Below are 14,341 nucleotides of genomic sequence, written 5' to 3' on the forward strand. Positions count from 1 at the left end.
CGCGAGGATGATGTCTGCCTGTCGGCGGCCAAACTGTTCTTTGCCTATGGGCTCGGCAACGCGCTGACGTTTCCGTTGTCGGTCGGCGCCACCACGGTGTTGAACGCGGAGCGGCCGACGCCGGCCACCATGTTCAAGCTGTTGAACCGCTACAATCCGACCATCTTCTACGGCGTGCCGACCCTGTTCGCGGCGATGCTGAACGATGACACGACGAAGGACGAGCGTGCTGGCACGCGGTTGCGCATCTGCACCTCCGCCGGCGAAGGGCTGCCGGAATCGGTCGGCAATGCCTGGCGCGCACGCTTCGGTGTCGACATTCTTGACGGCGTCGGCTCCACCGAGCTGCTGCACATCTTCCTGTCGAACGCGCCGGGCGACATCAAATACGGTTGCTCTGGGCGGCCGGTGCCGGGCTATCAGGTGCGGCTCGTCAATGAAGCCGGCCAGGATGTCGCCGACGGCGAGATCGGCGAGATGGTGGTGCACGCGCCCTCGGCCGGCGATGGCTACTGGAATCAGCGCCACAAGAGCCGCGCCACCTTCGAAGGCTATTGGACCCGCACCGGCGACAAATACATCCGCGACACCGACGGTCGCTATACCATCTGCGGCCGCTCCGACGACATGTTCAAGGTGTCCGGCATCTGGGTGTCGCCATTCGAGGTCGAGAGCGCGCTGATCACGCATCCCTCGGTCGCGGAAGCAGCCGTGGTGCCGGAAGCCGACGCGGAAGGGCTGTTGAAGCCGAAGGCCTTCGTGGTGCTGCGTCCGGCGGCCGACAAGCTCGATCTGCATGAAGCGCTCAAGGAGCACGTCAAGCAGAAGATCGGGCCGTGGAAATATCCGCGCTGGATCGAGGTGGTGGACAGCTTGCCGAAAACCGCGACCGGTAAGATCCAGCGCTTCAAGCTGCGCGAAGGGGCGGGGCATTAGTTGTGTCGTCATTCCGGGGCGCTTGCGAAAGCGAACGAGCCCGGAATCTTAAGATTATCTAAGCCGCTCGAGATTCCGGGTTCGACGCTGGCGCGTCGCCTCGAGTGACGAGCAGAGGCGAGATTATGATTGTCGTTATAAAGCAAAGTATCGCTGCGACTTCCCCTTGGTTCTCTCCCCCCTTGTGGGGGAGAGATAGAGAGGGGGGTGCCGCGAACTCCGGCGCGTGTGGCTCACCCCCCTCCCTAGCCCTCCCCCACAAGGGGGGAGGGAACGACGGAGCAAGGAGTGAGAGTGCGCCGCTAATCCGGCTGCGCGCGCGGAGGTCCGCATGACGCTCGCTCCCTCCGGCTTCCTCGCCATCGACGGCGCCGAACTCGAATATCGCCTGATCGGGCCGCAGCCGTCGGATGGGCCGTGCATCGTGATGCTGCATGAAGGGCTCGGCAGCGTCGGTCTGTGGGGCGATTTTCCCGACAGGCTGCAAGCCGCCACCGGCGCGTCCGTCTTCGCCTATTCGCGTGCGGGCTATGGCGCCTCCTCGCCTGTGACGTTGCCGCGGCCGCTCGACTACATGCAGCGCGAGGCGCGCGACGTGCTGCCGAAGCTGCTCGACGCGATCGGCTTCCGCGACGGCATTCTGGTCGGCCATTCCGACGGCGCCTCGATCGCAGCGCTCTATGCCGGCGGCCATCAGGATCATCGGCTCAACGGCGTCGTTCTGATCGCGCCGCATGTCATCGTCGAGGATGTCTCGGTCGCGTCCATCGCCGACATCAAGATCGCCTACGAGACCACGGAGCTTCGGACAAAACTCGCGCGCTGGCACAAGGATGCCGACAACGCGTTCTACGGCTGGAACGGCGCCTGGCTCGATCCGAAATTCCGCGCCTGGGACATCAGCGATGCGCTGGCCTATATCCGCGTCCCCGTCGCGGTGATCCAGGGCGCCGCCGACCAGTACGGCACGGCGCGCCAAGTCGAGATCATCCAGAACGAATGCTACTGCCCGGTCGAGGTGACGATGCTTCCGGGTGTGGGCCATTCGCCGCACCGCGAGGCGGCAGAAGTGACCTTGAAAGTGATTGCCGATTTCGCCGGTGCCGTCCTGCCGCTGGCCGTCACAACATGAAACAAAGTGCACATTTTCGTGTTGTAGGGTGGACGCATCCGGAAACATGAATTATTGTGCATGTAAACCACGAACAGTTTAGCTCAAGGGTGGCCCATGGCCGGCGAAGACCGCGTGCTCGCGGGTGGCAAGACCTTCATCGACTTCCAGACCGATCCATCGCGCTACCGGCACTGGAAGCTCGCGGTCGACGGTGATGTCGCGACCCTGACCATGGACGTCGACGAGAATGGCGGCCTGTTCGAAGGCTACCAGCTCAAGCTCAATTCCTATGATCTCGGCGTCGATATCGAGCTCGCGGACGCCGTGCAGCGGCTGCGCTTCGAGCATCCGGAGGTCAAGGTCGTGGTGCTGCGCTCGGGCAAGAACAAAGTGTTCTGCGCCGGCGCCAACATCCGCATGCTCGCCGGCGCCACCCACGCCCACAAGGTCAACTTCTGCAAATTCACCAACGAGACCCGCAACGGGTTTGAGGATTCCAGCGAGAATAGTGGCCAGCGCTTCATCACGGTGGTGAACGGCACCGCGGCCGGCGGCGGCTATGAGCTGGCGCTCGCCACCGATCACATCATCCTTGCCGATGACGGCTCAAGCTCGGTGTCGCTACCGGAAGTGCCGCTGCTGGCGGTGCTGCCGGGTACCGGCGGGCTGACGCGCGTGGTCGACAAGCGCAAGGTGCGGCGCGATCACGCCGACTTCTTCTGCACCACGGAGGAAGGCATCAAGGGCAAGCGCGCTCTCGCATGGCGCCTGGTCGACGAGATCGCACCGAACAGCAAGGTCGACGCCAAGGTCGCCCAGCGCGCCAAGGAATTCGCGTCTGCCTCGCCGCGCAAGGCCGCAGGCCACGGCATCGCGCTTGCGCCGTTGTCGCGCAGCATCGACGCGAGCACCGTGCGCTATCGTTTCGTCAATGTCGACATCGACCGTGCGACCCGCATCGCCACCATCTCGATTGCGGCGCCCGAGGTCGGCGCGCCCGCCGACATCGACGGCATGATGGCGCAGGGCGCGTCGTTCTGGCCGTTACAGACGGCGCGCGAGCTCGACGACGCGATCCTGCATCTACGCATCAACGCAACAGACATCGCGCTGCTGGTGTTCAAGTCGCATGGCCAGGGCGCCCATGTGTTGAGCCATGACGCCTTCCTCGAGGCCAACAAGGCGCATTGGCTGGTCAATGAGATCAGGCATTACTGGAAGCGCGTGCTGAAGCGCATCGACGTCACCTCGCGCACCCTGGTGACCTTGGTCGAGCCCGGCTCCTGCTTTGCCGGCACGCTTGCCGAGCTCGTGTTCGCCGCCGACCGCTCCTACATGCTGATCGGCACCATCCAGGGTGACAACCGCCCGGCGCCCGCGATCGAATTGTCGGCGATGAATTTCGGGCCATATCCGATGAGCCACGGCCTGACCCGGCTGGAATCGCGCTTCCAGGCCGACGCCTCCGACCTCGACCGCGTTCGCAACAAACTCGGCGAGACCATCGAGGCCGAGGAGGCCGAGGAGCTTGGCCTCGTCACCTTCGCGCTCGACGACATCGATTGGGACGACGAGGTGCGCGTGTTCATGGAAGAGCGCGCCAGCTTCTCGCCTGACAGCCTCACCGGCATGGAAGCGAATCTGCGCTTTGTTGGACCGGAGACCATGGAATCGAAGATCTTCGCCCGGCTCACGGCTTGGCAGAACTGGATCTTCCAGCGACCCAACGCGGTCGGCGAGGACGGCGCGCTGCGGCGCTACGGCACCGGCCAGAAGCCGCGCTTTGATATGACGCGAGTCTGAGGAGGACTAGCCATGAACATGAACATCATGAATGTCGACTACTCGACCAAGATTCCGAACAACGTGAATCTGGACGAGGACAGGCAGGTCCTCAAAGCCCTCGAAGGCTGGCATCCCGGCTATGTCGATTGGTGGAACGACATGGGGCCGGAGGGCTTCCAGCAGGCGATGGTCTATTTGCGCACGGCCTATTCGGTCGATCCGCGCGGCTGGGCCAAGTTCGATTATGTGAAAATGCCGGACTATCGCTGGGGCATTCTGCTTGCGCCGCAGGAGGAGAACCGCAAGATCCCGTTCGGCGAGCATTATGGCGAGTCGGCGTGGCAGGAAGTGCCCGGCGAATATCGCGCGCTGATGCGCCGCCTGATCGTGATCCAGGGCGACACCGAGCCGGCCTCGGTCGAGCAGCAGCGCCATCTCGGCAAGACCGCGCCCTCGCTCTACGACATGCGCAATTTATTCCAGGTCAATGTCGAGGAAGGCCGCCATCTCTGGGCGATGGTCTACCTGCTGCAGAAATATTTCGGCCGCGACGGCCGCGAGGAGGCCGACGATCTGTTGCGCCGTCGCTCGGGCGATGAGGACTCGCCGCGCATGCTGGGTGCCTTCAACGAGGCGACGCCGGACTGGCTGTCGTTCTTCATGTTCACCTATTTCACCGACCGCGACGGCAAGATGCAGCTGCATTCGCTGGCGCAGTCCGGCTTCGATCCGCTGTCGCGCACCTGCCGCTTCATGCTGACCGAGGAAGCGCACCACATGTTCGTCGGCGAGACCGGCATTACGCGCGTCATTCAACGGACCGTTGATGCGATGCGCGAAGCCGGCATCGACGATCCCACCGATATCAACAAGGTGCGCGCGCTCGGCGTCATCGACCTGCCGACGATCCAGAAGAAGCTGAACCTGCACTACACGCTGTCGCTCGATCTGTTCGGCTCGGAGGTTTCGACCAATGCGGCGAATGCCTTCAATACCGGCATCAAGGGCCGCTATCACGAGACTCAGATCGAGGACGATCATCAGCTGAAGAATTCGACCTACCCGGTGCTCAAGCTAATCGACGGCGAGATCAAGCGGGTCGACGAGCCGGCGCTGACCGCGCTCAACATGCGCCTGCGCGACGACTACTCGCAGGATTGCGTCAAGGGCATGCTGCGCTGGAACAAGGTGATCTCGACCGCGGGCTACGACTTCGAACTCAAGCTGCCGCACACCGCCTTCCACCGCGCCATCGGCGAGTTCAGGGATGTGCACGCGACGCCGGACGGCCTGTTGATCGACGACGCAACCTGGGCCAAGCGCCGCGACGACTGGCTGCCGTCCAAGGCCGACGGCGACTTCATCGCATCGCTGATGCAGCCCGTCACCGAGATCGGCCAGTTCGCCGGCTGGATCTCGGCGCCCAAAATCGGCATCGACAACAAGCCCGGCGATTTCGAGTATGTGAAGATCGAGTCGTAAGCTGAAGCGACGCGCCGCTGCTGCAACAACAAAGCTGTCGTCATCCGCGAAGGCAGATGATCCAGTAAACACCAGCGTTAGACTAGTTGTTTGACACGCCGCGCCAATCACAAAGGGCACGGCGTACTGGCTCCCCCGCCTGCGCGGGGGATGACATGTGAGGGTGTGGAGACGCCATCGCGCTCAATGCGCCGTCAGCTATCCCACCCTGAGCCCTTGATCCCCGGATTGGCATAGACGATGCCGCCGTCGACCGCGATGGTGGCGCCGACCACGTAGTCACCGGCGCGCGAGGCCAGATAGATCGCGGTGCCCGCCATATCCTCTTCGGTGCCGATGCGACCGGCCGGCACGCGGGTTGCGACTTCGTCGGCGTGATCGCGCGCGGCCTTGTTCATGTCGGACTGGAACGGACCCGGCGCGATCGCGGTGACCACGATGTCGTCGCTGATCAGTTTCGCAGCCATCCGCCGCGTCAGATGGATCAGGCCGGATTTGCTCGCCGCGTAGGAATAGGTCTCCAGCGGATTGACGAAGATGCCATCGATCGAGGCGATGTTGATCACCTTGGCCGGCTGCGCCGTGGTTCCGGCGGCGCGCAACAGTTCGGCCAGCGCCTTGGTGAGGAAAAACGGCGTCTTGAGGTTGAGGTTCATCACCTTGTCCCAGCCGCTCTCCGGAAATTCGTCGAAGTCGGCACCCCAGGCCGCGCCGGCGTTGTTGACCAGGATGTCGAGCTTCGGCTCGCGCTTCGCGATCTCGGCGGCGAGCATGTCGATGCCGGCCATCGTGGAAATATCGATCGGCAGCGCGATGCATTCGCCGTCATGCTCTGCGGTCAGTTGCTTCGCGGTCTCCTCGCACGCCTGCGCTTTCCGCGCCGTGATGTAGACTCGCGCTGCGCCCTGCGCCAAAAATCCCGCCGCAATCATCTTGCCAATGCCGCGCGAGCCGCCGGTCACCAAGGCGACGCGGCCCTTCAGCGAAAACAGATCCTTCATGCGCTTTTCCTCTCCCTTGATCCGTTCGTTCTGAGAGGCGGTCGCACACAAGTCAAGGCGCGCCTCCTCCGAGCGGAGGATGCCCGCGCGGAAAAATCTCTGGCGACTAATTATTGGCGAAAGCGCGCGCCTCCTCCGTTGGAGGGACGCGTTCTCGCATCCGTGATGGCACGCTTGCCGACGACGTGACGCGTCACACAGATGCCCGGCCGCGTGTCGGTGCATGACGCGCGTCCACCTCTGCATCACCGGCGCGAGGGCCTTTCAGCCCGCAGATATTTCAAACGGATTTTTCCCATGATAGATCTCGGATCATTCCTGCTGCTCAGCGCAGCCGTGTTCTCCGGCGCCTTTGTTTCCGGTCTTGCCGGCTTTGCCTTCTCGGCCGTGGCCGGCGGCATCCTGCTGCATATGCTGCAGCCGATCGAGGCGGTGCCGCTGATGATGTCCTGCAGCGTCGGCGTGCAGGCCACGAGCCTGTGGGCGATGCGCAAGAATATCCAGTGGCGGCAGAGCCTGGTACTGGTGATCGGCGGCCTGCTCGGCATTCCGATTGCGCTTTGGCTGCTGCACACGGCCGATACCCACGCGTTTCGCGAAGGGTTTGGGCTCATCGTCGCCATTTATGCGGCCTACATGCTGTTCCGGCCTGGTATGCGCGTCGTTCAGGAGGCGAGGCAAGGCGTTGGGGCGCTGGTCGGCTTTGGCGGCGGCCTGATCGGCGGGCTGACGGCGATGCCGGGCGCGGTGCCGACCATCTGGTGCGACCTGCATGGCATGCCGAAGAGCGAGCAGCGCGCGATGGTGCAGCCCTTCATTGCCGCGATGCAGATCTTCGCGCTGGCGCTGATGCTGATGCGGCACGATCTGACGGCGAAGGTCGCGCTCGATTTCGCGCTGTCTATTCCGGCATTGCTGGCCGGCACCGGCCTCGGCATCCTCGCCTTCCGGCGCGTCAACGAAGCCGTGTTCCGGCGCATCATCCTGACGGTCCTGATGCTGTCGGGCGCGTTGCTGCTGCTCTGAAATTATTGCACGCGCCTCACGCCGCATCGACGCGACGGAAGCCGTTCCACATCGCGGTCGCGGCGCCCGAGGTCAGCACCGGCAGCACGCGCGCGTCCTGGTAGTAGCCGTTGAGCGAGACGCGCGGCAGCGCGGTCGGATGTGCGGCATTCTCAGGGAAGATCATGCCGGGGCGGGTGGTGACGGCGGTCTTGAAGCCGGCGGCGGCTGCGAGCGCGAATTCGCGGGCGGCGGCCGCTGAGCGGTCGCCATAGGGATAGGCCATGTGCTGGACCGGCCGCTGCAACTCGGCCTCGATCCGGCTGCGGCTGTCGGCCATCTCGCTACGTGCCAACGCCTCGCTCTGCTTGGCGAGATTGCAATGGCTCAGCGTATGCGCGCCAACCGTGATCAGCTTCTCGGAGTCCAAACCCCGCCACTCGTGCCAGGACAGGCAAAGATCGGATGCGATCGCGGCCTCGTCGACGCCATGACGGGCGCACAGCACGCTCATCTCCCGCCTCAGATCATGCTCGCCGGGCAGCGCGCGCAGCCAGTCTTGCAGCCGCCGAAACGCGGCGCATTTGCCTGCAGCGCTGCCAGTGTCGAGCCGCGTCGGCACGCCGCCGATCTCGACCTCGATCCGATCAGCGCGCGCGACCACCTGCTCCAGCGCGATCCACCACAGCCGCCCGCTGCCTTCGGCGAATTCGCTGGTGACGTAGATCGTGAACGGCGCGCCGAATTCGCGCATCACAGGAAGCGCGAAATCTCTGTTGTCCCGATAGCCGTCGTCGAAGGTAAAGCAGGCGAAGCGGTGGCCGGTGTCGCGCTCGCGCAGCCGCCGCTGCAGTTCGTCGATCCCGATGATCTCGATGTCGTGCGCGCGCAGATGCATCAGCATCTCGCGCAGGAAATCCGGCGTCACCTCGAGATGGGCGTTGGGCTGGAAGCTGCCGTCGCGGCGCGGCCGCACATGGTGCAGCATGAAGATGCCGCCCAGCCCGGCGAAGATCGGTCGCAGCCAGAGATGCGCGCCGCTGAAATAGAGCGCGTCGAGACCGGCGCGGATAAATGTCTGGCGAAAGCGCTTCATCTCGAAATGACGGCCCGGTTAGGGTGTAGAAGATTACCGCGGAATCGTTGAAGAAACTGTTATCCCGGCGATCGCCCCAACTCTGCGAAACCGTCCATTTCCGGTTTGACAGGTCCGCAAGGGTTTGTTTTCTCTCTGCTTCCTGGACTAAACGGGATGACGAATGCGTGGACTTTTCAGGTGGAGCGGCAAATGGTGGCCGGGAGTCATCCCGTTGCTCGTGTTGTGGGGATTGGCCGCCTGGAGCAGCACCGCGCCTCTGGAAAACGATCTCGCCGGCCGCAGTTCTGCCGCACTCAAGGACGCCGTGCTCGACAAGACCAATGTCATCGTCGATGGACGCGACGTCACCGTTCGTGCCGAAGCCTTTTCGCAGTCCGGCCGCAGTAGCGCGGTCGCGGCGGTTGCGGCCGTGCCCGGCGTGCGGCTGGTTGATGATGAGACCCGCCTGGCGCCCGAGGCCAAGCCGTTCGCCTGGTCAGCCGAACGCGACGTCGTCAGGGTGACACTCGGCGGCAACGCGCCGCTGCCGGCCTTGAAGAGCAAGCTGGTCGAGGCTGCACGCACCGCCTTGAATGGCACCGAAGTGGCCGACCAGATGGCGCTGGCACGCGGCGCTCCGCCGCACTTCGAGGAAGCCGCGCTGCTCCTGATCGGCCAGATCGGCAAGCTGAAGGATGGCAAATTCACCATCTCGGATGGCGACATCACGCTGTCGGGCATGGCGCGTGAGCTCGGCGGTCGCGAGGCGATCGCGACGGCGCTGAAGAAGCTGCCCGAGGGCTTCAAGGTCGCCGGCAACGAGGTCCACGCACCGCCCTACATCCTGCAGGCCTATAAGGATCCGGTCGCCGTCACCATGGCGCTGTCCGGCAACGTGCCCGACGACAACATCCATGCCGTGATCGCCGGCACCTCGTCGCGCAAATTCTTCGACGAGAAAGTGGTCGACAATCTCAAGAACTCGATCGGCGCACCCTCGGGCTTCGTCAATGCCGTGGTGCCGGCGCTCGGCGCACTGTCGCGGCTGTCCACCGGGACGCTTCTGGTCTCCGATCGCGAGATCAAGCTGTCCGGCGACGCGCTTTATGATGCGGCGGCCGCGCAAATCCGCGCCACCCTGCCGAAGGAGGTGCCGCCGGGCTGGCAGGTCAAGGCTGAAATCTCGGTGAAGCCGCAGGCCGGGCCGGTCGATCCGACCGTCTGCCAGCAATTGTTCACCGATCTCCTGAGCAAGGGCACCATCCGCTTCGAGACCGGCCGCGCCGATATCGACCGCGACTCGGCTGGCTTACTCGATCGTCTGGTCGAGATCGCGATGCGCTGTCCAACCGCCAATATCGAGGTCGCCGGCCATACCGACGCCGCGGGCGAGGAGGTGGCAAACCAAGCCCTGTCGGAGAAGCGCGCGCAGGCCGTGATCAATTTTCTCGTCCAGGCCGGACTGTCGGCGAACCGCTTCACGGCGGCCGGCTTTGGCTCGACCCAGCCGCTCGCCTCCAACGACACCAGCGATGGCCGCGCCCAGAACCGGCGCATCGAGTTTCTGGTAAGGTGATCGCAATGGCATTTCTGATCACGTTCCACTGGGGCTGGCTGCTGGGCGCGCTGGCGCTGGGCTTCGCGATGGGGTGGGTGGCGGTGGTCCACCGCGCGCCCGGCGTGCCGCGATTGTGGATGTGGCTGCTGTCGGCCCTGGCAGTGCTGCTGGTCGCCGCCGCGCTGACCAATCTGATCCCCGGCCGTGCCGGCTATTGGCTCGAGCTGCTGCTTGTGATGTTCGTGCCCTATCTGGCCGGCTGCGCCGTGGGGTCCTGGCTGCGCGCCTGGGTCGTGTTCCGCAGCATGCGCGCCAAAGCCTTGGGGTGAGTTTCGGCTGAAAGATCCGGATTTTAGCGCGCCATCCGGTGCGACACCATGTCGCTGGCGCTCGCCTTCGCCGCCTCGAAGAGATCGATCTCCACATATCGCGCGTGGGCGCTGAACTACGAGCTGTTTTCATAAAAATGGGTTCGAGCGTGCTTGGCAGCACCGATGGTGGCGATGGATGCCGGTTGCGCTCGCAGCGGACAACGCTTCGCGTTGCCGCGAGTTCGCTTGCGCCGGGACGACGGCGGTGATGATGACACACCTTGCCTCAGCAAGAGCAGTGTCGTCCCGGCGGACGCCGCGACCCTAACCACCGTCACCCGTCAGGGGACGAGCTGTTGCTCCAGGGTGCTTGAACAGCACCTTTGCATGCAGAAATGAGTTCGCGCGATGATAGGCCGAGGCACACGGATTATTGACCATTTTAAGCGTCTGGCAAACGCGCGGGCCGCGATTATTGTCTAGGCATGAGCTGCGGGCGGCGCGCCTGTCGTGCGCTTGGTCAGAACCGGAGATGGCAGCTCCTGCGGTCGCAAATGACGTCGGTCTCCCGGAAAAACCCCGCTTTCCGCTCCCCTCATAGAAGTTTAACTTGCCGTGCGCAGGGTGGTCGGGCAGACGCGTCAAGCGCGGCGGCAAAACGGTGCATCCTGCTTCTCGAATGGCTCCTAAGTCTTTCGCATCTGTACGTTTTTTCACCCGTGGCGAGTTCCACGATGGCTCGAAACGCGCTACGAGGTCGTTACATTGATGAAATGGCGTGACGGCGTCATCGGCTCTCCCTGTCCTCGAGGGTGCCGGCCGGATCATGGGTAGAGGTGTAGATGCTTGAAGCCATCCGCGGAGCGGCCACGTTCCTGCGCCAGAAGCAGGTGTTGCACCGGCTCGGAGCCGTCATCAGCGTCGGGGTCATCGCGATCGCATGCTATATGCTCTATCACAAGCTCAGCAGCATCAAGGTCGACAAGGTACTCCGCGCGATCGAGGGCACTGAGACGCATCAGATTGTACTGGCCGCGTTGGCTGTAGCCGCGGGCTATTTCACGCTCACCTTCTACGACCTGTTCGCCGTGCGCGCGATTGGCCAGAAGCAGATTCCCTATCGCGTCAACGCGCTCGCCGCCTTCACCAGCTACTCGATCGGCCACAATGTCGGCGCCAGCGTCTTCACCGGTGGCGCAGTGCGCTATCGCGTCTATTCGGCGCATGGTCTCAACGCGATCGATGTCGCCAAGATCTGCTTTCTCGCCGGCCTGACCTTCTGGCTCGGCAATGCCGCCGTGCTCGGGCTCGGGATCACCTACCATCCTGAGGCGGCGTCGGCGATCGACCAGTTGCCGCCCTGGCTCAACCGCACTATGGCGATCGGGATACTCGTCGCGCTGATTGCCTATGTGGTGTGGGTCTCGACCCAGCCGCGTGTGGTCGGCCGCGGTCCGTGGACCGTGGTGCTGCCCGGCGGCTCGCTGACCCTGCTGCAGATTCTGATCGGCATCGTCGATCTCGGCTTCTGCGCATTGGCGATGTACGTGCTGGTGCCGGACGAGCCTAATCTCGGCTTCGTCGTAATCGCCGTCATCTTCGTCTCGGCGACGCTGCTCGGCTTCGCCAGCCATTCGCCGGGCGGTCTCGGCGTGTTCGACGCGGCCATGCTGATCGGCCTCTGGCAGATGGACCGCGAGGAACTGCTCGCCGGCATGCTGCTGTTCCGATTGTTGTACTATCTGGTCCCCTTCGTCATCTCTGTAATCTTATTGACGTTTCGGGAGGTTATCATCAGCGCCCGGTCGAAGCGGTTGCGTCAGGCCGCGCTCAGTCTCGATCCGGGGCGACTTGATCCCGGGCGGCCTGCCGAGGCCGCTTATGTGAGGGAGCGTGGCGATCCCGCCGGCTGAACAGGACGGCGGAGAAGAGACAGGTCCGATGGCAATTCACACTCCCACGACCGCGTCCTCCACCCTGTTCGCCCCGTGGCCCGACCGGTTGCGTCATTCCGCCATCATCCTGCTCGCGGCGGCGCTGGTGCTTGGCCTGCTGGTCCTGTTCGATCAACTGCTGCCGTTCCGCGCGTTCGCGGCGTTTTTGTGCATTGCGGCGGCGGCTCTGGTTCCCTGGCGGCTGCACAGTGCGGCAGTCGCGCGCGAGGACGTCCGCCGCGCCAATCCGGTGGAGGCGCCGGCGGTCAGTGCGCTGGTGGCCGGCATGCCGGATCCGGCAGTGCTGCTCGACCGCGCCGGTCGCGTCATCCATCTCAACATTGCCGCCTCACAGCTGGCGCCGGCCCTGCGCAAGAACGAGCTGGCACAGTTCGCGCTGCGGTCGCCTGAAATCATCACTGCGCTGCGGGAGGCGATCGCCACCACCGAGCCGCGCCGCGCCACCTATCTTGATCACGTCCCGGTCGATCGCTGGATGGAGCTCGTTATCACCCCGGTTCCGGTTCCGACGACCTTCGGCGGCACCGACAAATGCATGCTGATGACGTTCCACGACCTGACCCCGCTGCGCCGGGTCGAAGAGATGCGGGCCGATTTCGTCGCCAATGCTAGCCACGAGCTGCGCACGCCCTTGGCGGCGCTGTCCGGCTTCATCGACACCCTGCAGGGCCCGGCCAAGGACGATGCCAAGGCGCGCGAGCGCTTTCTCGGCATCATGCACGCCCAGGCCACCCGTATGGCGCGGCTGATTGACGACCTGCTGTCGCTGTCCCGCGTTGAACTGTCAGCCCATGTCCGGCCCGACACCTCGATCGACCTGATTCCGATCATCCGCCAAGTCGCCGACGGGCTGGAACCACTGGCGCGCGAGCGGCAAGTCGAGGTCGAGATCGACCTGCCGGAGACCGCGGTCATGATCGCCGGCGACCGCGAGGAGCTGCTGCGGCTGTTCGAGAATTTGATCGAGAACGCACTCAAATACGGCGCCTCGGGCGGCCGGGTGATCGTCTCGTTGGCCGCGGCCGTCTCGGGCGAGGGTGCCCCGGAAATCCGGGTCAAGGTGCGGGATTTCGGGCCCGGCATTGCCCCGGAGCACCTGCCGCGGCTGACCGAGCGCTTCTACCGCGTCGACGTTGGCGACAGCCGGATGCAGGGCGGCACCGGCCTTGGGTTGTCGCTGGTGAAGCATATCATCAATCGTCACCGCGGCCGCCTGCTGATCGAGAGCGTGCCCAAGAACGGGGCGGCCTTCACCGCCTGCTTTCCCCAGCAAAAACCCGGGATCGCGAAATAAACTCAAGCATTTTTAAAAGCTTGAGCGTGTCATCCAACCGTCATCCAACCTTTATAAAAGCGGCAACGACGCCTCTTAAAGGGGCGATGGGGAGCGCGATCGGGCGCAATTGGTGCTTCGTTCCCTGATGGAGACCCGTAATGAATTTCGTCAAAGCAATCGTCGCTGCCGGCCTGGTTGCCGCATCGACGTCGGCCTACGCCGCCGACATCAACGGAGCCGGTTCCAGCTTCATCTATCCGGTCCTCGCCAAATGGGCTGATGCCTACAAGAAGGACACCGGTAATGGCGTGAACTATCAGTCGATCGGTTCGGGCGCCGGCATCAAGCAGATCCAGGCCAAGACCGTGACCTTCGGTGCGACCGACGCGCCGCTGAAGTCCGACCAGCTCGAGAAGGACGGTCTGGCGCAGTGGCCGATGATCATGGGCGCGATCGTTCCGGTCGTGAACATCGATGGCGTCAAGTCGGGCGATCTGACCTTCGACGGCGCGACCCTGGCCGACATCTTCGCCGGCAAGATCACCAAGTGGGACGATGCCGCGATCAAGAAGCTCAACCCGAAGGTCACGCTGCCGTCGGCTGCGATCGCTGTCGTGCACCGTGCGGACGGTTCCGGCACCACCTTCAACTTCACCAACTACCTGTCCAAGGTCAACGCCGACTGGAAGAGCAAGGTCGGTGAGGGCACCGCTGTCGAGTGGCCGGTCGGCGTCGGCGCCAAGGGCAACGAAGGCGTGGCCGCCAATGTCGGTCAGACCAAGAACTCGATCGGCTATGTCGAGTACGCCTATGCCAAGCAGAACAAGCTGACCTACACCG

The 14,341-nt window shown here is 64.0% G+C and carries 12 protein-coding genes; 10 read left to right on the forward strand and 2 right to left on the reverse strand.

Annotated features, from left to right (window positions below; translation table 11 throughout):
- The 4 genes from WA702_RS11985 to boxB form a co-directional block, all read left to right on the forward strand.
- Positions 1–936: benzoate-CoA ligase family protein (locus WA702_RS11985; RefSeq protein ID WP_425110735.1), on the forward strand; the 936-nt coding region annotated here is incomplete at its 5' end.
- Positions 937–1,267: 331 nt separating this feature from the next.
- Positions 1,268–2,068 (forward strand): alpha/beta fold hydrolase, encoded by an 801-nt coding sequence (locus WA702_RS11990; RefSeq protein ID WP_425110736.1) that lies wholly within the window; start codon positions 1,268–1,270, stop codon positions 2,066–2,068.
- A 96-nt stretch (positions 2,069–2,164) separates the two neighbouring features.
- Positions 2,165–3,853, forward strand: coding sequence for a 2,3-epoxybenzoyl-CoA dihydrolase (gene boxC / locus WA702_RS11995; protein ID WP_425110737.1), 1,689 nt, complete (start codon positions 2,165–2,167; stop codon positions 3,851–3,853).
- A gap of 12 nt (positions 3,854–3,865) precedes the next feature.
- On the forward strand, positions 3,866–5,317 hold the full coding sequence (gene boxB, locus WA702_RS12000; RefSeq protein ID WP_425110738.1) for a benzoyl-CoA 2,3-epoxidase subunit BoxB: 1,452 nt from the start codon (positions 3,866–3,868) through the stop codon (positions 5,315–5,317).
- A gap of 194 nt (positions 5,318–5,511) precedes the next feature.
- Here boxB and WA702_RS12005 read toward each other — a convergent pair whose 3' ends face one another.
- The gene (locus tag WA702_RS12005) at positions 5,512–6,318 is read right to left on the reverse strand and encodes an SDR family oxidoreductase (RefSeq protein ID WP_425110739.1); all 807 of its coding nucleotides are present in this window, start codon (positions 6,316–6,318) and stop codon (positions 5,512–5,514) included.
- A 297-nt stretch (positions 6,319–6,615) separates the two neighbouring features.
- Here WA702_RS12005 and WA702_RS12010 point away from each other — a divergent pair, with 297 nt between their 5' ends.
- The gene (locus tag WA702_RS12010) at positions 6,616–7,344 is read left to right on the forward strand and encodes a sulfite exporter TauE/SafE family protein (RefSeq protein WP_425110740.1); all 729 of its coding nucleotides are present in this window, start codon (positions 6,616–6,618) and stop codon (positions 7,342–7,344) included.
- A gap of 16 nt (positions 7,345–7,360) precedes the next feature.
- On the opposite strand, the gene WA702_RS12015 is transcribed toward WA702_RS12010, so the two are convergent.
- Positions 7,361–8,419, reverse strand: coding sequence for a polysaccharide deacetylase family protein (locus tag WA702_RS12015; protein ID WP_425110741.1), 1,059 nt, complete (start codon positions 8,417–8,419; stop codon positions 7,361–7,363).
- A 163-nt stretch (positions 8,420–8,582) separates the two neighbouring features.
- Between WA702_RS12015 and WA702_RS12020 the strand changes: the two genes are divergently transcribed.
- The 5 genes from WA702_RS12020 to pstS form a co-directional block, all read left to right on the forward strand.
- Positions 8,583–9,977 (forward strand): OmpA family protein, encoded by a 1,395-nt coding sequence (locus WA702_RS12020; protein ID WP_425110742.1) that lies wholly within the window; start codon positions 8,583–8,585, stop codon positions 9,975–9,977.
- Positions 9,978–9,982: 5 nt separating this feature from the next.
- On the forward strand, positions 9,983–10,288 hold the full coding sequence (locus tag WA702_RS12025) for a hypothetical protein (RefSeq protein ID WP_425110743.1): 306 nt from the start codon (positions 9,983–9,985) through the stop codon (positions 10,286–10,288).
- Between the two features lie 824 nt (positions 10,289–11,112).
- The gene (locus tag WA702_RS12030; RefSeq protein ID WP_425110744.1) at positions 11,113–12,183 is read left to right on the forward strand and encodes a UPF0104 family protein; all 1,071 of its coding nucleotides are present in this window, start codon (positions 11,113–11,115) and stop codon (positions 12,181–12,183) included.
- 28 nt (positions 12,184–12,211) lie between these two features.
- Positions 12,212–13,519, forward strand: a complete 1,308-nt coding sequence (locus WA702_RS12035) for an ATP-binding protein (protein ID WP_425110745.1) — start codon at positions 12,212–12,214, stop codon at positions 13,517–13,519.
- A 140-nt stretch (positions 13,520–13,659) separates the two neighbouring features.
- Positions 13,660–14,341 (forward strand): phosphate ABC transporter substrate-binding protein PstS (pstS, locus tag WA702_RS12040; protein ID WP_425110746.1); only part of this gene is annotated, 682 nt, incomplete at its 3' end.

The organism is Bradyrhizobium sp. (assembly GCF_049798375.1).
In the GTDB taxonomy this organism is placed as follows: domain Bacteria; phylum Pseudomonadota; class Alphaproteobacteria; order Rhizobiales; family Xanthobacteraceae; genus Bradyrhizobium.